Below are 20,654 nucleotides of genomic sequence, written 5' to 3'. Positions count from 1 at the left end.
CAAGGCCAAGGCCTGTGGTGCCCCAGCAGGATCAACACAAGGCCAAGGCCTGTGCTGCCCCAGCAGGATCACACAAGGCCAAGGCCTGTGCTGCCCCAGCAGGATCAACACAAGGCCAAGGCCTGTGCTGCTCCAGCAGGATCAACACAAGGCTAAAGCCGGTGTTGATCCTGTGGGAGCGGGTTTACCCGCGAAAGGGCCCGTTCAGGCGCCAGATAGCCCAGCCCCTACTCCATCTCGATGATGACCTGCTCCTGCCACAGCTGCGGCAGCTTCTTGGAAGTGGCCTCCCAGGCATCAGCATTCTTGATCGGTTGCGCAGCCCCGTACTGCTCGTTAGGCAGCAGCTTGGCCTGCACCTCAGCCGGCAGCTTCAGGTGCTCGGCGCGGATCGGCCGGGCGTAGCCGTTGGCCAGGTTGGTCTGCCCGGCGTCGCTGAAGATGTACTCACGGGTCAGCTTGGCCGCATTCGGGTGCTTGGCGTATTTGTTGATGATGGTGGTGTAGCCCGAGGTGATCGAGCCATCCGCAGGGATCAGCACTTCAAAGCGCTTTGGGTCGATCTGGTCACGGTAGCTCAGGCCGTTGAAGTCCCATACCACGCCCACTTCCACTTCACCCTTCTCAAGTGTCTGGATGGTCGGGTTGGCCAGCGACAGGCGCTTCTGCTGGGCCAGCTTGGTGAACAGTTGCAGGCCAGGTGCTACGTTGCTTTCGTCGCCCTTGTAGGCAATAGCGGCCGCCAGCACGCCGTTGGCAGCCTGGGCGGCCGTACCGACGTCCCCGATGGCGACCTTGTACTTGCCTTTTTCCAGGTCGTGCCAGGTGGTGGGGCGGTCACCTTCCTTCACCAGGTCCTTGTTGATGATGAAGGCGATGGTACCGGTATAGGCCAGCGCCCAATGGCCGTCCTTGTCACGGGCCCACTCCGGGATCTGGTCCCAGGTGCTGGGCTTGTACGGCTGGCTCACGCCCTTGGCGATGGCGATGGGGCCGAAGGCGGCGCCAACGTCGCCGATATCGGCACTGGCGTTGTCCTTCTCGGCTTCAAACTTGGCAATTTCCTGCGCCGAACTCATGTCGGTGTCGCTGTGCTTGAGCCCGTACTTGCTGGCCAGGTCCTGCCAGGTGCCTTTCCAATTGGCCCAGGCATCGGGCATGCCCACGCTGTTGACGGTGCCTTCCTTGCGGGCGGCTTCTTCGAGTGCCTTGAGGTCTTCTGCGGCCATGGCCGTGGTGCAGAATGCGATGGCCGAACCGAGCAGTGACGCCATGAACAACTTTTTCATCCGTAGCTCCTTGGGTGGGTGCCTGCAACCGAACGTTGTTATGAGTGAAGCCGTTGTCTGCAGCCTTTGGTCTAGGTCAGCAAACCTTGAGCCAAGGTAGGCCGCTTGCGTGACAATTTGATGTAGGGCCCGGCCTGGGTATTTGGCGGCGAACCCCTGGCACTACAGCGTAGACCAGTTCCTGCCGGCGTCCGGGCGGCCCTGGCCCGATTCTGGCAACGTCGGCGCACAGCCTGTCACAGGATGTTCATCCGCCCTGCATAGGCTTGCAGCACGTGCCAGATGCCCCGTTGTGGGGCTGGCCTAGTCCAGATAGGTAACCTTTGATGCAGCCGATGCCACCACGGGCGGTAACAGCCATCTGCCACGCCCTGCAAGAGCAGATCGAGCATGGCCTGCTGATGCCCGGCGGCAAGCTGCCGGCAGAACGCCGCCTGAGTGAGGTGTTTGCCACCACGCGCATCACCCTGCGCGAGGCCCTGGTGCAGTTGGAAGCCCGAGGGCTGATCTACCGTGAAGAACGCCGCGGCTGGTTCGTCGCCCCCCAACGCCTGACCTACGACTTGATCGAGCGCAGCCATTTTCACGCCATGGTGCGTGAACAGGGGCGGGTGGCCAGCACCGAGCTGCTGTCTGCGCGGCTGCAACCGGCTTCGGCCACTATCTGTGCGCGCCTGCAGCTGCCGCCGTTGTCCAGTGTGGTACGCATTTGCCGGCTAAGGCGGATCGACGGCAGGGCGGTACTGTATGCCGAGCACTACCTCAACCCTCAGTATTTCCCTGATGTGCTGCAGCAGGACCTGGGGCGTTCGCTAACCGAGATCTACGAGCGGGTCTACGGGCTGCGCTACGGGCAGGTGTGCTTCGAGATTCTGCCAACCGCCTTGCCCACCGAGGCGGCCGGTGCGCTGAAAGTTTCCGTGGGCAGCCCGGGCTTGCACATCACCCGGGTCAACAGCGACCAGCACGGTCACCTGATCGACTGCGACCTCGAGTACTGGCGGCACGATGCAATCCGCATCCGTGCCCAAGCCGGCTGACCCCTGTGCTTGCCAGCGGCAGTACCCTAGCTGGACGCCGCCGTGTCAGCCATGGCACCACCACCGGCCGTCACCACCTGCACCGACAATCGTGGCGTTGCCAGGTCCAGCCCAGCCTCATCCAGCTGGCGCTTGAGCGCCAGGTTGAAGGCCCGGGACACTTCCCATTGCTTGATTGGCGCAGTCTTGAATCGCGCCCGCAAGATCGCCGACCCCGACTCGAAACTCTCCACGCCCTGCAATTCCAGCGGTGACCAGATGTTGCGGCGCATCAGCGGGTCGCTGCGCAATTTTTGCCCCACTTCGCGGATCAGCGTGATGGCCTGGTCGATGTTCATGCTGTGCGGGATGGCCACGCGGAAGATGGCGTAGCCGAACTCGCGGGAGTAGTTCTTGATGCTCTTGATTTCACTGAACGGGATGGTGTGCACGATGCCATCGATGTCCCGCAGGCGCACGGTACGGATGGTAAGGCCTTCTACCGTGCCCAGGTGGCCGCCTACATCCACGTAGTCGTCGATGGCCAGGGAGTCTTCGATGATGATGAACAGGCCCGTGATCAGGTCGGCGACCAGCGACTGGGCACCAAAACCGATCGCCAGGCCGATCACACCGGCACCGGCCAGCAGCGGCGTCACGTTCATGCCCATGTTGGCCAGGGCCACGATCACCGCGATGATGAAGATGAACACGAACATCACGTTGCGGATAAGCGGCATCATGGTTTGTGCACGGGCGTTGGCCAGGCCGCGGCGCGAGCGCACCAGGGCATGGTGCACGGCCGTGTCCGCCAGGATCCACACCAGCCAGGCCACGATCAGCGTGGTCGCCAGGCCCAGCAGGCGCAGGCTGATGTCATGGCCGTCACCTTCGGCGAAGCTGAGCATCGACAAGCCCCACACCCGCAGGCCCAGCTCGATGAACACCAGCCAGATGAACAGGTGCAGCAACAGGTAACCAAAGTTGCGCAGGCGCTCGGCATACACGGCCTGGCGCTTGCTGGCACGCTTGGGGTTGGCGGCATGCCGGCGTACCAGGCCGTTGAGCACCATGCACACCACCACCAGCACCGTGCACATCAGTGACTGGCGCAATGCGGTGCTGGTGTCGCCCGCCGACACGAAGGTGGCGAACAGCGAGATGGCCACCAGGATCAGCGCGGGCACGAACCAGAAGCTGCCCAGAATCTCGATGGTGTCGCTGAGGGTGCGCCGGGTAAGGCGGCGCGACAGCGGCTGGTTGCGGATCAGATGAGCGATAGGCCGGCGGAAACGCAGGATGAACAAGCCGGTGCATACCGCTGCCACCACGTTGGCCAGGGTGGCCACGCCATGGGCCAGGTGCGTGCCCAGCGCTGCCGTGAGCCGTGGGTCGCCCATGGCTTCGCCGAAGGCGGCAAAGCTGCCGATCATCCACAAGGGGCGGAAGGCGCGGTGCCGCAGGATGTGCAGGGCACGGTGACGGTGTGGGCCATCCAGCAGCGAGAAGGCGATCACGCAGATCGCCGAGAAGCAGGTACCCACCACCAAGGCATAGGCCAGCACCATGGCCAGCGACTTGCCCAGTGACGGTGGCAGCACGAAGCTCAGGTACACGGTGAACACCAGTGCCACCAGCCACGGGCCAAGCTTGCGCAGGGCAAAGCGCACCAAGTCCCAGGTACGTGGGTGCTGTGGCAGTTCCTCGCTCAGCCCAAAGCGCAGGCGAACCCGGTGGCCCACCCAGTTGAAGGCGAAGGCAAGCACGCTCCATACCGCAATCACCGCAGCAAAGCCGAACAGAATGGCCGGCCATTGGTGCACCGGCACCACCAGTTCGGCCAGCTCCGCCTTGGCCTGTTCGATCTCCAGGCCCCAGCGCTGGAACGGGCTGGCGTCGCCACTGAACTGCGCCTCGAAATCATGCAGGGCGCCCCCGATCAGGCCGAGCACCCCTTGCTCGACACTGGGCTGGGATTGCCGTGTGGCGTCGCGCAGCTTTTTCAGGTCGGCCAGCAGCTTGGCCCGCTGCTGGTCGTTTTCAAGGTTCTTGATCACCTCGTCCAGCGACTTGCCCAGCGGCTCGGTGGCCTGGGGTTGCGCAGGGGCGCTGCCGCCGAGCAGGCCGGGCAGGCCCGCGGCGTGGGCCGGGGTGAAAGACAGCAGAAGCAACAGCAGCAGGTAACGCAGAAGGGCAGGCACTGGCAAATCTACCTCAGGTCAAACGATTGACCGAGTGTAGAGGTTTATGTCGGCAGTTTCTCCAGGATCTTCCAGCAGGTCAGGCCAAAGATGCCCAGTGTGCCCAGCCACATCATCAGCACGCCGACGTTACGCTCGCGCATGCCGAAGCCGAGGGTGAGCAACAGCAGAAAAACACAGACAGGCAGGAAGAGGGACAGAAACGGTGACATGGGCGACGATCCTTGTGCAGTGAAACCTTGAAGCAAGCATAGCGCGTTACCACCCAGGCGGGTTGACCCCGGGCATGCCCAAGCCAGAAGCCCGGGCACGCCCAGTGCAGGTCAAGGCAGTTCGCGGCTGCGGTAGAACGCTGTGAGTACTTTCACCAAGTGCGCCAGGTCGTGGCTGCCGCACAGTTCCCTGATCGAGTGCATGGCGAAGGTCGGCAGCCCGATGTCCACCGTGCGCACGCCCAGGTGGCTGGCTGCAATCGGCCCGATCGTGGAGCCGCAGCCCATGTCGCTGCGCACCACGAAGCTTTGCACCGGCACTTCCTCGGCCATGCACAGGTGGCGGAAGAACCCGGCGGTTTCGCTGTTGGTGGCGTAGCGCTGGTTGTTGTTTACCTTGATCACCGGCCCGGCGTTCAGCTTGGGGCCGTGATTGCCGTCGTGCTTGTCGGCATAGTTGGGGTGTACGCCGTGGGCGTTGTCGGCCGACACCATCAGCGAGCGCTGGATGGTGCGCACATAGGCGTCGCCGTCAGGCAGCAGGCGCTGCAGGGTCTGCTCCAGCATCGGGCCGTCGGCGCCACAGGCCGAGCTGCTGCCCACCTCTTCGTGGTCGTTGCACACCAGCACGCAGGTTTCATCGCTGTCCGCGGCCAGCAGCGCCTGTAGCCCGGCGTAGCACGACAACAGGTTGTCCAGCCGTGCGCCGGCAATGAAATCACCCTGCAACCCCACCTGGGCAGCGGCCTGGGTGTCGTAGAAGCTCAGCTCGTAGTCCAGCACCACATCCGCGTTCAGTTGGTGTTCGCGGGCCAGTTGCTCTGTGAGCACGGCGCGAAAATCGAGGCGCTCATCCCCGGCCACCTGGGCCAGGATCGGTGGCAGCTCGTTCTGCGGGTTGATGGCCCAGCCTTCATTGGCCCCACGGTTAAGGTGAATGGCCAGGTTGGGGATCACCGCAATCGGCAGCGCGAAGTCGATCAGCTGGCTTTCGACCTTGCCGTCACGGCGATAGGTAACGCGCCCGGCCAGCGACAGGTCGCGGTCGAACCACGGCGCCAGCAGGGCACCGCCGTACACCTCCACGCCCAGTTGCAAAAAGCCCTGGCGTTGCAGCTCTGGCTGCGGCTTTACCCGCAGGCAGGGGCTGTCGGTGTGGGCGCCGACCATGCGGATACCGTTGAGCAGCGGCGACTGTTTGCCCAGCTGGATGGCGATGATCGACGAGTCGTTGCGGGTGACGTAGTAGCGCCCACCGGGTACCACCGCCCAGCTGTCGCGCTCATCCAGGCGCTGATAGCCGCCCGCCTCAAGGCGCTGGGCAAGGCTGGCAGTGGCATGGAATGGGGTAGGGGAGGCCTTCAGAAATTCGATAAGGCCTGAGTTCAGTACATCGCGCATGGCTTACTCCGGGTCAAGCGGCTGGCAGCAAGCTGCAAGCTTCAATAAAAACCCGCTCAGGGGCAAGCCCCAGGCGGCCTGCCTGGGTGTTTACGGCCGTTCAGAAAGGGGCGGGGCACTCGAACTTCAACCGCTGCCCGGATACCGGGTGGGTAAAGCTCAGCATCGAGGCGTGCAGGCATAGCCGCGGGTGGGCTGCCAGGGCTTCGGGGTTGGCGTACAGGCGGTCGCCCAGCAGCGGGTGGCCGATGGACAGCATATGCACCCGCAACTGGTGGGAGCGGCCGGTGATGGGCGTCAGCTCCACGCGGCAGTGGTCGCCGCAGCGTTCGAGGATGCGCCAGAACGTCAGGGCATGCTTGCCCTGCTCATGGTCGACCACATGGCGGGGCTTGGTAGGCGGGTCGTAGCGCAGCGGCAGGTCGATGCTGCCGCTGTCCAGTGTCGGCTGGCCCCAGCACAGTGCGGTGTAGGCTTTTTCGGTTTCCCGGTCATGGAACTGACGCGACAGCTCGCGGTGGCTGTCGGCATCGCGGGCCAGCAGGATGATGCCGGAGGTTTCCCAGTCCAGGCGGTGCACGGTCAGCGCATCGGGGTAGCCGTTTTCCTGCAGGCGGGTGATCAGGCAATCCTTGTTGTCATCCGCCCGGCCGGGCACGGACAGCAGCAGGGTGGGTTTGTTGATCACCAGGATGGCGGCGTCTTCGTGCAGGATCTGGATAGTGGACAGCGGCATTGCGTGGTCTCGGTTGAATCGGTGAAAAGCAGTGGGGCCGCTGTGCGGCCCATCGCCGGCAAACCGAGCCCCACAGGCATGTGCATGACCTGCAAGAGCCGGTTTGCCGGCGACGGGCTGCAAAGCAGCCCCAATAACCCACTCCTGCTCGCGGTATCAGCGATCAGGCAGGGTGATGTTCAGCTCCAGAATCGAGCAACTTCCCTGGTTTTCCAATTCGATGTGCACGTCATCGTTGCCGATGTTCACGTACTTGCGAATGACTTCCAGCAGTTCTCTTTGCAACTCCGGCAGGTAGTCCGGTTCGCTGCGTTGGCCGCGCTCGTGCGCCACGATGATCTGTAGACGCTCTTTCGCCACCGACGCGCTGGTCTGTTTTTGTCTGCCACGAAAGAAGTCAAAAAGGTTCATGGTTTATTTGCTCCCGAAAATGCGCTCGAAGAATCCCTTCTTCTGTACATCGATGAAGCGCATCGGCTTCTCTTTGCCCAGCAGGCGGTCTACCGCGTCGCTGTAGGCCTGGCCGGCATCGCTCTGGTCGTCGAGAATGACCGGGATACCTTGGTTGGATGCCTTGAGCACCGCCTGCGATTCCGGGATCACGCCCTTGAGCTTGATCGACAGGATTTCTTCGACGTCGGCCACGCTCAGCATTTCGCCCTTTACCACGCGCTCTGGGTGGTAACGGGTGATCAGCAGGTGTTCCTTGATCGGCTCTTCGCCGTTTTCGGAGCGGCGCGACTTGCTCGACAGAATGCCCAGCATGCGGTCGGAGTCACGTACCGAAGACACCTCAGGGTTGGTGACCACAATGGCTTCATCGGCGAAGTACATGGCCAGGTGGGCACCTTTCTCGATGCCGGCCGGCGAATCGCAGATCACGTACTCGAACTGTTCTTTCAGTTCCATCAGTACCTTTTCAACGCCTTCCTGGGTGAGGGCGTCCTTGTCACGCGTCTGGCTGGCGGCCAGTACGTACAGGTTCTCCAGGCGCTTGTCCTTGATCAGGGCTTGCTGCAGGTTGGCTTCGCCGTTGACGACGTTGACGAAGTCGTACACCACGCGGCGTTCACAGCCCATGATCAGGTCGAGGTTACGCAGCCCCACGTCGAAGTCGACGATGACGGTCTTGTGGCCACGCAGTGCGAGGCCGGTACCAATGGCGGCGCTGGTGGTGGTCTTGCCCACACCCCCTTTGCCGGAAGTAACCACGAGAATTTTGGCCAAGGTGTTTCACCCCTAAAATGATCGGGACGCAAGTCCCTGCAAATAACTGAAGTAACGGCAACGGTAAAAAGTTGCGCTAAAAATGCTGGCAAGTATCCGTTAAAGACGGGTGATGTTCAACACGTCGCCAGACAGGCTGATTTGCACGCCGGTGCCCCACAGCGGGTCGCGGCGCAAGTCTTCGCAGACTTTGTACTGGCCGGCGATGGAAACCATCTCGGCGGTCATTTGCTGGCAGAAGATACGCGCCTTGGTATTGCCCTTGATGCCGGCCAGGGCCCGGCCGCGCATGGCGCCGTACACATGGATGTTGCCATCGGCCAGAAGTTCCGCACCCGGGCTGACCGAGGTGGTCACCACCAGGTCGCCGCCCTGGGCGTAGATCTGCTGGCCGCCGCGCACCGGCGAGGTGATGATGCGGGTGGGCCGCACCTCAGGCTCCACCACCGGTGGCGGGGTGGGCGCAGGCTCTGGCTTGCGCACTTCCGGCTCAGGCTCCAGTGGCCGTTCGCGGGCACCGGACGGCGGCAGCACAGGCAGGTCGATGGCAATGGCGGCCGCAATGTCCTCGATGCGATTGGCGCGGATGGCCAAGGTACGCAGGCCGTGATGACGGCAGATCCGCATCAAGCCGGGCAGGTCGATTGCGCCTTCGCCAGCCGGCAGCTTGTCCAGCGCCAGCACCAGCGGCGTGTTGCTGAAGAAGTTGGGTGCCTGGGCGACCTTGGCTGCCAGTTGGCGGTCAAGGGCTTCAAGGTCATTGCGCGCCAGTTCCAGTACGGTGATGGCGAGCATGCTGCCCTTGAGCTGGAACACGGAGGCGGTGTCGGGTGTGTGGTTTTGGCTCATGGTCTGCATAGACGGCTTGTTGCGGAAAAAGTGCCCTGACTTATAACGATAAGACCGGTTGCCCGCAACTTGTGCTGATCCGTTGTAGAATGCGCGGCCTTTGTCTTACCGGAAGCTTCAATGGAACGCCCGCGTTTTCGCCCCTATTTCCTTCACCCCAAGTTCTGGGGCCTGTGGCTGGGCCTGGGCCTGTTGTGGCTGGTGGTTCAGTTGCCGTACAAGGTGCTGCTCAAGCTGGGTGCCGCGCTGGGGGCGGTCATGTATCGCTTTGCCGGCGAACGCCGCCGCATTGCCGCGCGCAACCTGGAGCTGTGTTTCCCCGAGCTGTCGGCTGACGAACGGCAGCGCCTACTGAAGGCCAATTTCGCCTCCACCGGCATTGCCTTCTTCGAAATGGCCATGAGCTGGTGGTGGCCCAAGGCCCGGCTGGCGCGCCTGGCCCACGTCGAGGGCCTTGAGCACTTGCAGGCGGCACAACAGGCCGGCCAGGGCGCCATCTTGATGGCGGTGCATTTCACCACCCTGGAAATCGGCGCGGCGCTGCTGGGCCAGCAGCACACCATCGATGGCATGTACCGCGAGCACGGCAATGCGCTGTTCGACTTCATCCAGCGCAGCGGCCGTGAGCGCCACAACCTCGATTCGCTGGCCGTTGAGCGCGAAGACGTGCGCGGCATGCTCAAACTGCTGCGGGCAGGCCGCGCCATCTGGTACGCACCTGACCAGGACTATGGCGCCAAGCAAAGTGTTTTCGTGCCGCTGTTCGGCATCCCGGCCGCCACGGTGACCGCCACCACCAAGTTCGCCCGCCTGGGCAGGGCGCAGGTGATTCCGTTCACGCAAAAACGCCTGGAGGACGGCAGTGGTTACCGCCTGGTGATCCACCCGCCGCTGGCAGGCTTCCCGGGTGAAAGCGAAGAGGCCGACTGCCTGCGCATCAACCAATGGGTGGAGGGGGTGTTGCGCGAGTGCCCGGAGCAGTACCTGTGGGCACACCGCCGGTTCAAGTCACGCCCGGAAGGGGCGCCCCGGCTGTACGACAAGAAAAGCCGTTGACCGGTGTTGCGCCACTGCCCAGCGGGTGGCAGTGGCGCAGCGGTTTCAGTCGGCGATCTGCAGCTTGCGCGACTGGGTATACACGTAGCGCACTTTCTCGTATTCGAACGGCGAGTTCAGCTGGCCATAGCGGAAGTTGGTGGTGTAGCGCTTGTCCACCACGCGCAGGGCGAAGATTTCCGGGTGCTTCTTGCTGGTATCGGCCACGTCCAGGTAGTTGACGGCCTGTTCGCCGGCATAGTCCACCACCAGCCCGGTGGTATCCCGCAGGTTGGACGGGCCCAGCAGTGGCAGCACCAGGTACGGGCCTTCCGGCACGCCGTAGAAGCCCAGCGTCTGGCCAAAGTCTTCGCTCTGGCGCGGTAACCCCATGCGGGTGGCCGGGTCCCACAGCCCGCCCACGCCAATGATGGTGTTGAACATCAGGCGGGCGGTGATTTCTGCCGAGCGCTTGGCCTTCAACTGCAGCACGCTGTTGAACAGGTTGGGCACATCGCCCAGGTTGTTGAAAAAATTGGTCACGCCACTGCGCACGAAGCGCGGGGTGATGTACTGGTAACCGTTGACCAGCGGCAGCAGCACCCATTGGTCCAGCCGGTAGTTGAAGTGGTACACGCGCCGGTTCACCGACTCCAGCGGGTCGTACACGTTCAATGCCTCCAGGGTGGAGCGCTCGAACTCGCGCTGGTCCAGCCCCGGGTTGAATTTCAGCTCGCGCAGCGGGTCGAGAAAGCCGTCTGCCTCTGGGGCCAGGGGCGCGGTGCCGATCACCTGCGGGTCGCCCTCGACCACGCTGGCCCGTGGGGCGGTTTCTGCGGCCAGGGTATGGCCTGCGGCCAGCAGCGCCGCGGCAAAGAGGAGTTTGTTAACCACGGAAGAACTCCAGCATGGCGTCACTGTTGACGCGATAGTTGAGGTTGCCGCAATGGCCGCCATGGGGGTAGAGGGTCAGGCGGTCGCCGAACACCTTGCGCAGGAAGCCGATGTCGCCTGGGCCCAGGATGACGTCGTCGGCGTTGTGCATCACGGCGATCTTCTTGCTGTTTTGCAGGTAGTCCTTGAGCGCGTACAGGCTCACCTGGTTGGTCAGTTCCAGAATGGTGCCGCCACCGGTGCGCGCCCGCCACATGGGGATGACCTGCTCGGTCATGTAGCAGTCGAAGTCACATTGCAGGGCCCGCTTGAAATAGGGCGTGAGGCTGGTGCCTTCGGTGATCGGCTGCTTGGGCGGGATGATCAGGCCGCGGCGGTTGATCAGGTCGGAGGTAAAGGCGATGTCGGCCGCCGAGAAGCGGAACGAAGTACCGATCAACATGGCCATCTGTTCGTTGGACAGGTGCTGACGGGACTGCTGGAAGTCGTACAGCAAGGCCTCGTTGAGGTCGATATAGCCTTTTTCCTGGAAGTAGCGGGTCAGTTTTTCCAGCATCAGCTCGTAGAAGGTGGTGCTGCGGTCAATGCCTTTCACCTGGGTCTGCACCAGTTTGTCCAGGTTGTTGATGGACGTGTACAGGTTCACCGGCGGGTTCAGCAGCAGCACGCGCTTGAAGTTGAAGCTGCGGCGGGTTTCGTCCAGGTGGCTGACGAACGCGGCATCCAGCGCACCGAGGCTGTACCCCGTGAGGTAGAAGTCGGTGACCGGCAGCCGTGCATGCTGGGCCCGGACTGCCTGCATCACGCGGTACATGTCCTGGGCGTCATCCTGGCTGATGCCGGGGGTGGCGAAGCGCGAGGCAGCGCTGATGAAGTCGAAGCTGGTGGGCGACGACAGCTGCACCACGTGGAAACCGGCCTGGTAGAACAGCTTCTTGAGGTATTCGTTGATGCTGCTGCTGTAGGATGCCCCGGTGCCGGCGATAATGAAGATCAGCGGCGCGGCGTGGTCCTGGCGAGCCAGGCGGTATTTGAGCTTTTTCACCGCCCAGAAGTTGTCGGGCAGGGTGAATTCGCGCTCTGGGCGCAGGGTGAGGCTGTAGTCGGACTGGTCGATTTCATCGTCGCTGGGCAGCATCGGGCGCTGGTCTGGCGGCGTGGTGGCGATGGTCGCCTCGAACGGGTTGGTCAAGGGGTAGCCATAGCTCGCGGCGTCGATATCCCGCGCAGAAGCGGCCACAGCCATGAGCAAGCTGCCGAGAACGGCAGCGAGGCGCATAAATCGAAGCATGTAATCCCCCAAAAGAACGCAAGGTGGCGCGTGTGCAGGCTAGGACCACGGCGCCCCAGGCAAAGTTGCCGGGCGTGATGGCCTTTGGTGTACCTGTTATCTGCAACATAGCTGCAGGCCTGGCATTTTGCCTTGAAATGGGCCCTGCGCCATCATGCGCGTTTTCTATGACCACTGCTGGAGAGATGGATGACGCGTACATGGCCGGCTGTATTGACGGTGTTGTTTGTCGGGCTGTGGCTTGCGGCGAGCTATGGCGTGCGCTACGGGCTGATGGAGGACGGGCAGTGGGTGGGCCTGTGCACGCAGCCTGCGGCGTACTGGCAGTGTGAGGTGCGCGCGTTGCTGGGGTTGGGCATTCACTATCAGGTACTGGCCTGGGGTGGGTTGGCGTTGGCGCTGCTGGGGCTGGTGGTGAGCGGGCGTACTGGCGCGTGGCTGGCCGGCTTGGCCTTGGTGCTCGCAGTGCCGGCGTTGGTGCTGTATACCGCCAGCATGGCGGTGTTCGCGTTGGTGCTGGCGGGGTTGCGGTTGGTGCGGTAGCGAGTCTGGGCTGTTACCGGGCGATACGCAGGCTGCGCCACAGGGCCGCCGTCATCAGCACGCTCACGGCCGCCCAAACCCAGGCTTGCTGGTTGTGAGCGCCCTCGATGAACAGTTGTGGCACTACACCGGCACCCACGATGCACGCCAGCAGCGTCACTTCGCGGCGCCGCACCGGCACCGGCCGCAGCACATAAACCAGCGCCGGGAGCGCCAGCGCGGCGCTGGGGAAGCTGCGGTAGCGCGGGTCGAACACCATCGCCAGCATGCTCACCGCTGCCGCAACGCCGGCCACCAGCAGCACCCTGCCTGCCTGCGCCTGCAACCCGGCGAACAGCCGCTGGCGCCAGCCGGCCCGTTGCGCCAGTGCCAGGGCCCCGTGGGCCAGCACCACAAGGTTCAGCCCCGCCAGCAGCACGGCCCACACCCATTCCGAAGCGAACCGCGCATGGGTGCGCATCAGCTCACCCCACAGCCCCAGGCAACCCGCGCCAAATGCGGCCAGCAACGGCAGCGCGACGGCGGCCTGCGTGCCGCTGGGCCGCCCGGCCAGCAGCAACATCAGCCCCATCAGTACGGCGCTGGCCACCCACCATTGGGGCCAATCGGGCAGGTTGCTGACTGGCCCCTCCAGCACGCCCTTGTCCAGGCGGTTGGCGTCATACAGCCCCCAGTAGCCGCCGACAGCGCCTTCGTTGGCGCGCTTCCAGGGCTGATCGAACGCTTCGATCAGGTTGTAGCGCCAGCCGTTCTGCTCGGCCATGGCAACGAACCCGCGGATGAAACGGGCCTCGTTGACCCGGCTGGGCACTGCTGTTTCGCGCTGGCGCCCCTCGCTGGGCCAGCCGGTTTCACCAATCAGGATGCCCTTCGGCGCGAACCGCAGGCCAAATTGCCGGCGTACGTCGGCCACATGGGCCAAGGCATCATCAATGCCACGGGGGTTGTCTTCCCAATAGGGCAGCAGGTGAATGGTAAGAAAGTCCACCACCGGTGCCACTTCAGGGTGCTGTAACCAGAAATCCCAGACATCGGCATAGGTAACAGGCACCTGCACCCGGCTTTTTACCCGGGTGATCAACGCTGCCAGCCGTGTGCCGGTGATCTCCTTGCGCAGCAGGGTCTCGTTGCCCACGATCACCGCGCTCACCACATCCGGGTTGGCATTGGCGGCGGCGATCAGCAGTTCGATCTCCTTGTCGGTATCGGCGGGGTGGGCATTGACCCAGGCACCCAGCATCACCTTCAGCCCATGCTTGCGCGCCAGCGCCGGGATGGCTTCAAGACCGCTCATGGAATAGGTGCGGATGCACTGAAAACGCTCAGCCAGTAGCGCCAGGTCCGCGTCCATGCGTGCCGGGCGCAGGCGAAACGGCTGGTCGTAGGGCGACTGGTCTTTGTCGAAAGGGGTATAGGAGGCGCACTGCAACTTGTGCGCAGGGCCGGCAGCGTCAGGTAACTGCACAGGCTTGCCCAGCCCGTACCAGAGCCCGCCCAGCCCGCCCAGGCCCAGCAGGCAGGCGAGCAGGTAAAGTGGCATCAGCAAGCGGGCGGTACTGGGCATCGGGCAGTCCATGTCGGGTGCAAAGGGGAGGATAGTAGCCCGGCGCCAACACTTTGGCATGCAAGTATCGCGCAGGCAGCAGCACGCCCATGCCGCTAATGGCACAGTGCTGTCGCAGATGGGCGCCTGGGGGTCGCAGGTGGATCAGGTCCGGCTGCCATGCAGGCAGATGATGGAATCTCCAAGACCTGACGAGGGAATGCTTTGATGGCTACTCTAACAAAAATGCGACGTGTCCTGGGTGTGGGCGCCGCCCTGGCACTGGCCATGAGCGGTACACAGGCCATGGCCAAAGAAGTAAGCATTGGCTACGTGGACGGTTGGGCTGACAGCGTTGCCACCACCAACGTGGCAGCCGAAGTAATCAAGCAAAAGCTCGGCTATGACGTGAAGCTGCAGGCCGTGGCCACGGGCATCATGTGGCAGGGCGTGGCCACCGGCAAGCTCGACGCCATGTTGTCTGCTTGGCTGCCCGTTACCCACGGTGAGTACTGGGCCAAGAACAAGGACAACGTGGTCGACTACGGCGCCAACTTCAAGGATGCCAAGATTGGCCTGATCGTGCCTGAGTACGTCAAGGCCGTCAGCATCGGTGACCTCAAGACCGATGACACCTTCAAGCAGAAAATCGTCGGCATCGATGCCGGCTCGGGTGTGATGATCAAGACTGAGCAGGCCATCAAGGATTACGACCTGACCGGTTACAAACTGCAGGCAAGTTCCGGTGCGGCGATGACGGCCGAACTGGGCCGTGCGTATGCCAAGCAGCAGTCCATCGCAGTGACCGGCTGGGTGCCGCACTGGATGTTCGCCAAATGGAAACTGAAGTTCCTCGAAGACCCGAAAGGCGTCTATGGTGCTGCTGAAACCGTGAACAGCATCGGCAGCAAGGAACTGGCCACCAAGGCCCCTGAAGTGGCCGACTTCCTGAAGAAGTTCAGCTGGCAGTCCAAGGATGAGATTGGCGAAGTCATGCTGGCTATCCAGGAAGGTGCCAAGCCTGAAGCCGCTGCCAAGGACTGGGTTGCCAAGCACCCGGACCGTGTGAAGGAGTGGACGGGTAAGTGATTTAGGCGCTGGCCGAAATTTCTTTATCGCCTGTTAGACCGAGCGCCGCGCGGGCGGCGCTCGATTTGCGCACCACCGCGTAACCCAAGGCAAGCCCCTCCCAGCCCCAACTCTCTAGCTATTTGTTACGCAACCGGTAAAACACCGTTGCATCTAAGACTAAGGTCGTCTGGTTGGCGTCCAACAGCCGCATAAAGTAAGGGTGTGGGTTGCATTCCCTCTTTGTGCTGCTAGGACAACAACAATGAACGACAGCATTTACCTCTCGATACAAAACAGCCCCCGTTTCAAGGAGCTGGTCAGCAAACGCGAACGGTTCGCCTGGGTTCTCTCGGCGATCATGCTCGGCCTCTACTGCGCTTTCATCCTCCTGATCGCCTACGGTCCTCAGATTCTGGGCACCAAGCTCAGCCCTGGGTCATCGATTACCTGGGGTATTCCCCTGGGCGTCGGCCTGATCGTTTCGGCATTTGTCCTTACCGCCATCTACGTGCGCCGCGCCAACGGCGAATTCGATGAGCTGAACAAGGCCATCCTGAAGGAGGCGCAACAATGATTCGTCACGCCAAAGCCTTGGCCATACTGGCCTGCGGAGCCTTCGCACCCGCTGTGTGGGCAGCCGATGCCCTGACCGGCGAGGTGCAGAAACAACCGCTAAATGTGTCGGCGATTGCCATGTTCGTGGCCTTTGTCGCCTTTACCCTTGGCATTACCTACTGGGCGTCCAAACGCAACAAGTCGGCGGCCGACTACTACGCGGCCGGCGGCAAGATCACAGGCTTCCAGAACGGCCTGGCGATTGCCGGCGACTACATGTCGGCGGCCTCGTTCCTGGGTATTTCCGCACTGGTGTTCACCTCCGGCTACGACGGCCTGATCTACTCCATCGGCTTTCTGGTCGGCTGGCCGATCATTCTGTTCCTGATCGCCGAGCGCCTGCGCAACCTGGGCAAGTACACCTTCGCCGACGTGGCCTCCTACCGCCTGGGGCAAAAGGAAATCCGCACCTTGTCCGCCTCCGGTTCGCTGGTGGTGGTGGCGTTCTACCTGATCGCGCAGATGGTAGGTGCCGGCAAGCTGATCGAGCTGCTGTTCGGCCTCGACTACCACGTGGCGGTGATCCTGGTGGGCATCCTGATGTGCCTGTACGTGCTGTTCGGCGGCATGCTGGCCACCACCTGGGTACAGATCATCAAGGCGGTGCTGCTGCTGTCCGGTGCCAGCTTCATGGCACTGATGGTCATGAAGCACGTAGGCTTCGATTTCAATACCCTGTTCTCCGAAGCGATCAAGGTGCACGCCAAGGGTGAGGCGATCATGAGCCCAGGCGGCCTGGTCAAGGACCCGATCTCGGCGTTCTCCCTGGGCCTGGCGCTGATGTTCGGCACGGCCGGCCTGCCGCACATCCTGATGCGCTTCTTCACCGTCAGTGACGCCAAGGAAGCGCGCAAGAGCGTGCTGTACGCCACGGGCTTCATCGGCTACTTCTACATCCTCACCTTCATCATCGGTTTTGGCGCCATTCTGCTGGTCAGCACCAACCCTGACTTCAAGGACGCTACCGGTGCCTTACTGGGTGGCAACAACATGGCGGCGGTGCACCTGGCCAATGCCGTGGGTGGTAGCGTGTTCCTCGGCTTTATCTCGGCCGTGGCCTTCGCCACCATCCTGGCGGTAGTGGCGGGCCTGACCCTGGCCGGTGCCTCGGCGGTGTCCCACGACCTGTACGCCAGCGTGTGGCGCAAGGGCAAGGCCAACGACAAGGACGAGATCCGCGTGTCGAAGATCACCACGGTCGCCCTGGGCGTGCTGGCGATCGGCCTGGGCATTCTGTTCGAGAAGCAGAACATCGCCTTCATGGTGGGCCTGGCGTTCTCCATTGCGGCCAGCTGCAACTTCCCGGTGCTGTTGCTCTCGATGTACTGGAAGAAGCTGACCACCCGTGGTGCCATGATCGGCGGCTGGCTGGGCCTGATCAGTGCGGTAACGCTGATGGTGCTCGGCCCGACCATCTGGGTGCAGATCCTCGGCCATGAGAAACCGATCTACCCGTACGAATACCCGGCACTGTTCTCCATGCTGATTGCCTTTGGCGGTATCTGGTTCTTCTCGATCACCGACAAGTCCAAGGCTGCTGAGAACGAACGCGCGCTGTTCTTTCCGCAGTTCGTGCGCTCGCAAACGGGCCTGGGTGCATCAGGGGCTGTCTCGCACTGATCTTCAGGTATAAAAAAACCGCGCCTAGGCGCGGTTTTTTTGTGTGTCTGCGTCAGATCCTGCCGAGTAGCAACAACACCAGCAAGACCACCAGCACCACACCGACGATACCGGACGGGCCATAGCCCCAGCTACGCGAGTGAGGGAAGACGGGCAGGCCGCCAATCAGCAGGAGGATCAGGATGATGATCAGAATCGTGGTCATGTAGGAGTCCTTGCGTGGTGGAGGGTCAAGGGCCTCGGGTTGCCGGCCTCTTGTAAATTCGGACCGGTGCCGTTTGTGAAAGATTCCATCGGCGTGTAGGCCGGTTCGACATCTTTTTGTGCAACCGCTTGCTCATGGCCGCTCATTCACTCGCCTGATAAGCCCTGCCAGCCCCTGTGGGCTTGATTAAACTCGCTGCATCCACCCTCACCACAAGGCTTGCAGCCATGCACAACCGCATCATGATCACGGGCGCCGGGTCGGGCCTTGGGCGCGAAATTGCCCTGCGCTGGGCCCGCGAAGGCTGGCAGCTGGCGCTGGCCGACGTGAACCCGGCAGGCCTGCGCGAAACCTTGGAGCAAGTGAAGGCCGCTGGTGGCTCGGGCTTCGCCCAGCACTGCGATGTGCGCGACTACAGCCAGCTGACCGCCATGGCCCAGGCCTGCGACGAGCAGTTCGGCGGCGTGGACGTCATCGTCAACAATGCGGGCGTGGCTTCGGGCGGGTTCTTCGCCGAGCTGTCGCTGGAAGACTGGGACTGGCAGATCTCGGTCAACCTGATGGGCGTGGTCAAGGGCTGCAAGGCGTTTTTGCCGCTGCTGGAGCGCAGCAAGGGCCGCATCATCAATATCGCCTCCATGGCCGCGCTGATGCAGGGCCCGGGCATGAGCAACTACAACGTGGCCAAGGCCGGGGTGCTGGCGTTGTCCGAGAGCCTGCTGGTGGAACTGCGTCAGCTGGAAGTGGCGGTGCACGTGGTGTGCCCGTCCTTTTTCCAGACCAACCTGCTGGACTCGTTCCGCGGCCCGGACCCGGCCATGAAAGCCCAGGTGGGCAAGCTGCTGGAAAGCTCGCCCATCAGCGCGGCCGACATAGCCGAGTGCATCTTCGAGCAGGTGGCAGCCGGGCAGTTTCTCATCCTGCCCCACGAGGCGGGCAGGCAAGCCTGGGCCATGAAGTGCCAGGCCCCTCAGCGGCTGTACGACGAAATGGCGGAAATGGCGATGAAGATGCGAGCCAAGGCGCGTTCAGGCTGACGGATTAGGTGAAATCTGTAGGGCAAATTACCCTAGCTTGTCGGCAACTTCTGAATAGCGGGGGAAGTCTTGTGTAGCTGAATAGCTACGATGCACCCTCCGGTTTTCCCTTTCGCAGGAGGACCGGAACATGTTGGTGATAGGACGCGAAGTGGGTGAAGTAATCGTGATTGGCGACGACATCCGCATCATGGTGGTCGAAACCCGGGACGGCATGGTGCGCTTTGGTGTGGATGCACCGCGTGAAGTGCCAGTGCACCGTGCCGAGGTGTATCGGCGCATCAAGGAGGCGCAGCAGGCCAAGGCGGGCAGGGCGTGATCGGCTAGTCGAGCAGTTCGGGCGGCACGTCGTGCTTGGCCAGCAATTGGCATTGCTGGCTCTCGGGGTCGAACAGGATGAAGGCCTGGCCTTTGGCCAATGCCTGGCGCACCCGCAGCACCCGCGTTTCCAGCGGGGTGTCGTCACCGTTGTCGGTACCGTCGCGGGTCACGAAGTCTTCGATCAGACGGGTGAGGGTGTCGGTTTGCAGGTGTTCGTAGGGTATCAGCATGGTGAGAGGTGTCTGAGAGCGGTGTAGGCATGCTACGCGAAACGGGCGGTTGTGGGGGAGGTTAGCCGGAGGTGCTCGCCTTAATAGGGGGGGCACCCCCCGCCCCCACAGCCAACCTTATTTATTGCCCACCAAACTGTCCACCGCCGGCACTCGCGTATCGCTCTCCATCTGCGCATCATGTTCCAGCTGGTGGCTGAACCGCTCCAGTGAAGCGTTGGCCGGCTGGGAATCGCTGGCAAACACGGGCGGGCTCAGCAAGTAGGCCGACAGCAACTGGCTCAACGCCGCCAGGCTATCGATGTGGGTACGCTCGTAGCCATGTGTGGCATCGCAGCCAAAGGCCACCAGTGCCGTACGAATGTCGTGCCCCGCCGTCACCGCCGAATGGGCATCGCTGAAGTAATAGCGGAACAGGTCGCGCCGCACCGGCAGCTCGTGATCACCGGCCAGTTTCAGCAGGTGGCGGGACAAATGGTAATCGTAGGGCCCCGACGAATCCTGCATCGCCACACTCACCGCATGCTCGCTGGAGGCCTGCCCCGGGGCCACAGGGGCGATATCGATACCCACGAACTCACTGACGTCCCAGGGTAGGGCGCCAGCAGCACCGGAGCCGGTTTCCTCGGTGATGGTGAACAGTGGGTGGCAGTCGATCAGCGGCTGGCGGCCACTTTCCACCACGGCCTTGAGTGCAGCCAGCAATGCCGCCACACCGGCCTTGTCGTCCAGGTGGCGGGCACTGATGTGGCCGCTTTCGGTGAATTCGGGCAACGGGTCGAAGGCCACGAAGTCGCCAATGTTCACGCCCAGGGCCTCGCAATCTGCCCGTGTGGTGCAATAGGCATCGAGCCGTACTTCCACGTGCTCCCAGCTCACCGGCATCTGGTCGATGGCAGTGTTGAACGCATGCCCGCTGGCCATCAGCGGCAGTACGCTGCCACGGAACACACCGGTATCGGTAAACACACTCACCCGGCTGCCTTCGGCAAAACGGCTGGACCAGCAGCCCACCGGTGCCAGCGCCAGCCGGCCGTTGTCCTGCAGTTGGCGCACGCTGGCGCCGATGGTGTCCAGGTGCGCGGATACCGCACGGTCTGGCGAACTCTGGCGGCCCTTGAGGGTGGCGCGGATGGTACCGCGCCGGGTCAGCTCGAAGGGGATGCCCAGCTCGTCAAGGCGTTCGGCCACGTAACGCACGATGGTGTCGGTAAAGCCGGTAGGGCTGGGGATGGCAAGCATCTCCAGCAGTACACGCTTAAGGTATTCGAGATCGGGTTCGGGATGTCGCTCAGACATGTCCTGGCCTCCAGTC

At 62.9% G+C, this 20,654-nt stretch carries 22 protein-coding genes; 8 read left to right on the top strand and 14 right to left on the bottom strand.

The annotated features are described in order from the left end of the window. Nucleotides 1-227 precede the first annotated feature (227 nt). Nucleotides 228-1,289, bottom strand: coding sequence for an ABC transporter substrate-binding protein (locus tag PPA02S_RS11345; protein ID WP_028634661.1), 1,062 nt, complete (start codon nt 1,287-1,289; stop codon nt 228-230). A gap of 326 nt (nt 1,290-1,615) precedes the next feature. Here PPA02S_RS11345 and PPA02S_RS11340 point away from each other — a divergent pair, with 326 nt between their 5' ends. Next, nucleotides 1,616-2,329 carry a UTRA domain-containing protein gene (locus PPA02S_RS11340; RefSeq protein ID WP_028634662.1) on the top strand — a complete coding sequence of 238 codons (714 nt, stop codon included), beginning with the start codon at nt 1,616-1,618 and terminating at the stop codon, nt 2,327-2,329. 26 nt (nt 2,330-2,355) lie between these two features. Here the strand turns inward: PPA02S_RS11340 and PPA02S_RS11335 are convergent, their stop codons facing one another. The 7 genes from PPA02S_RS11335 to minC all read right to left on the bottom strand — a co-directional run bounded on the left by PPA02S_RS11335 (nt 2,356) and on the right by minC (nt 8,943). Next, complete coding sequence (locus PPA02S_RS11335) at nt 2,356-4,509, bottom strand: mechanosensitive ion channel family protein (protein WP_028634663.1); 2,154 nt, start codon at nt 4,507-4,509, stop codon at nt 2,356-2,358. Between the two features lie 44 nt (nt 4,510-4,553). After that, entirely contained in the window at nt 4,554-4,721 is a 168-nt protein-coding gene (locus PPA02S_RS23190; RefSeq protein ID WP_169338822.1) for a hypothetical protein, read from the bottom strand. Nucleotides 4,722-4,832: 111 nt separating this feature from the next. Next, nucleotides 4,833-6,122 (bottom strand): M18 family aminopeptidase, encoded by a 1,290-nt coding sequence (locus PPA02S_RS11330; RefSeq protein ID WP_028634664.1) that lies wholly within the window; start codon nt 6,120-6,122, stop codon nt 4,833-4,835. A gap of 100 nt (nt 6,123-6,222) precedes the next feature. Next, nucleotides 6,223-6,858 carry an RluA family pseudouridine synthase gene (locus PPA02S_RS11325; protein WP_028634665.1) on the bottom strand — a complete coding sequence of 212 codons (636 nt, stop codon included), beginning with the start codon at nt 6,856-6,858 and terminating at the stop codon, nt 6,223-6,225. Nucleotides 6,859-7,014: 156 nt separating this feature from the next. Further along, entirely contained in the window at nt 7,015-7,269 is a 255-nt protein-coding gene (minE, locus tag PPA02S_RS11320; protein WP_028634666.1) for a cell division topological specificity factor MinE, read from the bottom strand. Nucleotides 7,270-7,272: 3 nt separating this feature from the next. Continuing rightward, nucleotides 7,273-8,085 carry a septum site-determining protein MinD gene (gene minD / locus PPA02S_RS11315; RefSeq protein ID WP_028634667.1) on the bottom strand — a complete coding sequence of 271 codons (813 nt, stop codon included), beginning with the start codon at nt 8,083-8,085 and terminating at the stop codon, nt 7,273-7,275. 99 nt (nt 8,086-8,184) lie between these two features. After that, entirely contained in the window at nt 8,185-8,943 is a 759-nt protein-coding gene (gene minC / locus PPA02S_RS11310) for a septum site-determining protein MinC (protein ID WP_028634668.1), read from the bottom strand. Nucleotides 8,944-9,054: 111 nt separating this feature from the next. On the opposite strand from minC, the gene PPA02S_RS11305 reads away from it, so the two are divergent. Beyond that, on the top strand, nt 9,055-9,990 hold the full coding sequence (locus tag PPA02S_RS11305) for a lipid A biosynthesis lauroyl acyltransferase (protein ID WP_028634669.1): 936 nt from the start codon (nt 9,055-9,057) through the stop codon (nt 9,988-9,990). A gap of 45 nt (nt 9,991-10,035) precedes the next feature. On the opposite strand, the gene PPA02S_RS11300 is transcribed toward PPA02S_RS11305, so the two are convergent. Next, the gene (locus tag PPA02S_RS11300; RefSeq protein ID WP_028634670.1) at nt 10,036-10,863 is read right to left on the bottom strand and encodes an MlaA family lipoprotein; all 828 of its coding nucleotides are present in this window, start codon (nt 10,861-10,863) and stop codon (nt 10,036-10,038) included. Beyond that, complete coding sequence (locus PPA02S_RS11295) at nt 10,856-12,154, bottom strand: type 1 periplasmic-binding domain-containing protein (RefSeq protein ID WP_028634671.1); 1,299 nt, start codon at nt 12,152-12,154, stop codon at nt 10,856-10,858. Before PPA02S_RS11295 ends, PPA02S_RS11300 begins: the two co-directional genes overlap by 8 nt. A gap of 189 nt (nt 12,155-12,343) precedes the next feature. Between PPA02S_RS11295 and PPA02S_RS11290 the strand changes: the two genes are divergently transcribed. Next, nucleotides 12,344-12,697: a hypothetical protein gene (locus PPA02S_RS11290; RefSeq protein ID WP_028634672.1), complete on the top strand. Its 354-nt coding sequence runs from the start codon at nt 12,344-12,346 to the stop codon at nt 12,695-12,697. A 13-nt stretch (nt 12,698-12,710) separates the two neighbouring features. Here the strand turns inward: PPA02S_RS11290 and PPA02S_RS11285 are convergent, their stop codons facing one another. Further along, nucleotides 12,711-14,273, bottom strand: a complete 1,563-nt coding sequence (locus PPA02S_RS11285) for a glycoside hydrolase family 17 protein (RefSeq protein WP_028634673.1) — start codon at nt 14,271-14,273, stop codon at nt 12,711-12,713. Between the two features lie 195 nt (nt 14,274-14,468). Here PPA02S_RS11285 and PPA02S_RS11280 point away from each other — a divergent pair, with 195 nt between their 5' ends. The 3 genes from PPA02S_RS11280 (at nt 14,469) to PPA02S_RS11270 (ending at nt 17,546) form a co-directional block, all read left to right on the top strand. Then, nucleotides 14,469-15,329 (top strand): glycine betaine ABC transporter substrate-binding protein, encoded by an 861-nt coding sequence (locus PPA02S_RS11280; protein ID WP_028634675.1) that lies wholly within the window; start codon nt 14,469-14,471, stop codon nt 15,327-15,329. A 244-nt stretch (nt 15,330-15,573) separates the two neighbouring features. Then, a complete protein-coding gene (locus tag PPA02S_RS11275) occupies nt 15,574-15,885 on the top strand; it encodes a DUF485 domain-containing protein (RefSeq protein WP_028634676.1) in 312 nt (103 codons plus the stop codon). After that, entirely contained in the window at nt 15,882-17,546 is a 1,665-nt protein-coding gene (locus tag PPA02S_RS11270) for a cation acetate symporter (RefSeq protein WP_028634677.1), read from the top strand. Before PPA02S_RS11275 ends, PPA02S_RS11270 begins: the two co-directional genes overlap by 4 nt. A 52-nt stretch (nt 17,547-17,598) precedes the next feature. Here the strand turns inward: PPA02S_RS11270 and PPA02S_RS22650 are convergent, their stop codons facing one another. Continuing rightward, entirely contained in the window at nt 17,599-17,751 is a 153-nt protein-coding gene (locus PPA02S_RS22650; protein ID WP_009682861.1) for a DUF3309 family protein, read from the bottom strand. Nucleotides 17,752-17,978: 227 nt separating this feature from the next. On the opposite strand from PPA02S_RS22650, the gene PPA02S_RS11260 reads away from it, so the two are divergent. Next, nucleotides 17,979-18,788 carry an SDR family oxidoreductase gene (locus tag PPA02S_RS11260; protein ID WP_028634678.1) on the top strand — a complete coding sequence of 270 codons (810 nt, stop codon included), beginning with the start codon at nt 17,979-17,981 and terminating at the stop codon, nt 18,786-18,788. 130 nt (nt 18,789-18,918) lie between these two features. Further along, entirely contained in the window at nt 18,919-19,107 is a 189-nt protein-coding gene (gene csrA, locus PPA02S_RS11255; RefSeq protein ID WP_028634679.1) for a carbon storage regulator CsrA, read from the top strand. A 4-nt stretch (nt 19,108-19,111) separates the two neighbouring features. On the opposite strand, the gene PPA02S_RS11250 is transcribed toward csrA, so the two are convergent. Both PPA02S_RS11250 and PPA02S_RS11245 read right to left on the bottom strand, forming a co-directional pair. After that, nucleotides 19,112-19,339, bottom strand: coding sequence for a YheU family protein (locus tag PPA02S_RS11250; protein ID WP_028634680.1), 228 nt, complete (start codon nt 19,337-19,339; stop codon nt 19,112-19,114). A gap of 117 nt (nt 19,340-19,456) precedes the next feature. Next, complete coding sequence (locus PPA02S_RS11245; RefSeq protein ID WP_028634681.1) at nt 19,457-20,638, bottom strand: osmoprotectant NAGGN system M42 family peptidase; 1,182 nt, start codon at nt 20,636-20,638, stop codon at nt 19,457-19,459. Between the last annotated feature and the right edge of the window lie 16 nt (nt 20,639-20,654).

The organism is Pseudomonas parafulva NBRC 16636 = DSM 17004 (assembly GCF_000730645.1).
Lineage (GTDB): Bacteria > Pseudomonadota > Gammaproteobacteria > Pseudomonadales > Pseudomonadaceae > Aquipseudomonas > Aquipseudomonas parafulva.
The sequence above is the reverse complement of the archived record's forward strand: the minus strand, read 5'-3'. Positions and strand labels throughout refer to the sequence as shown.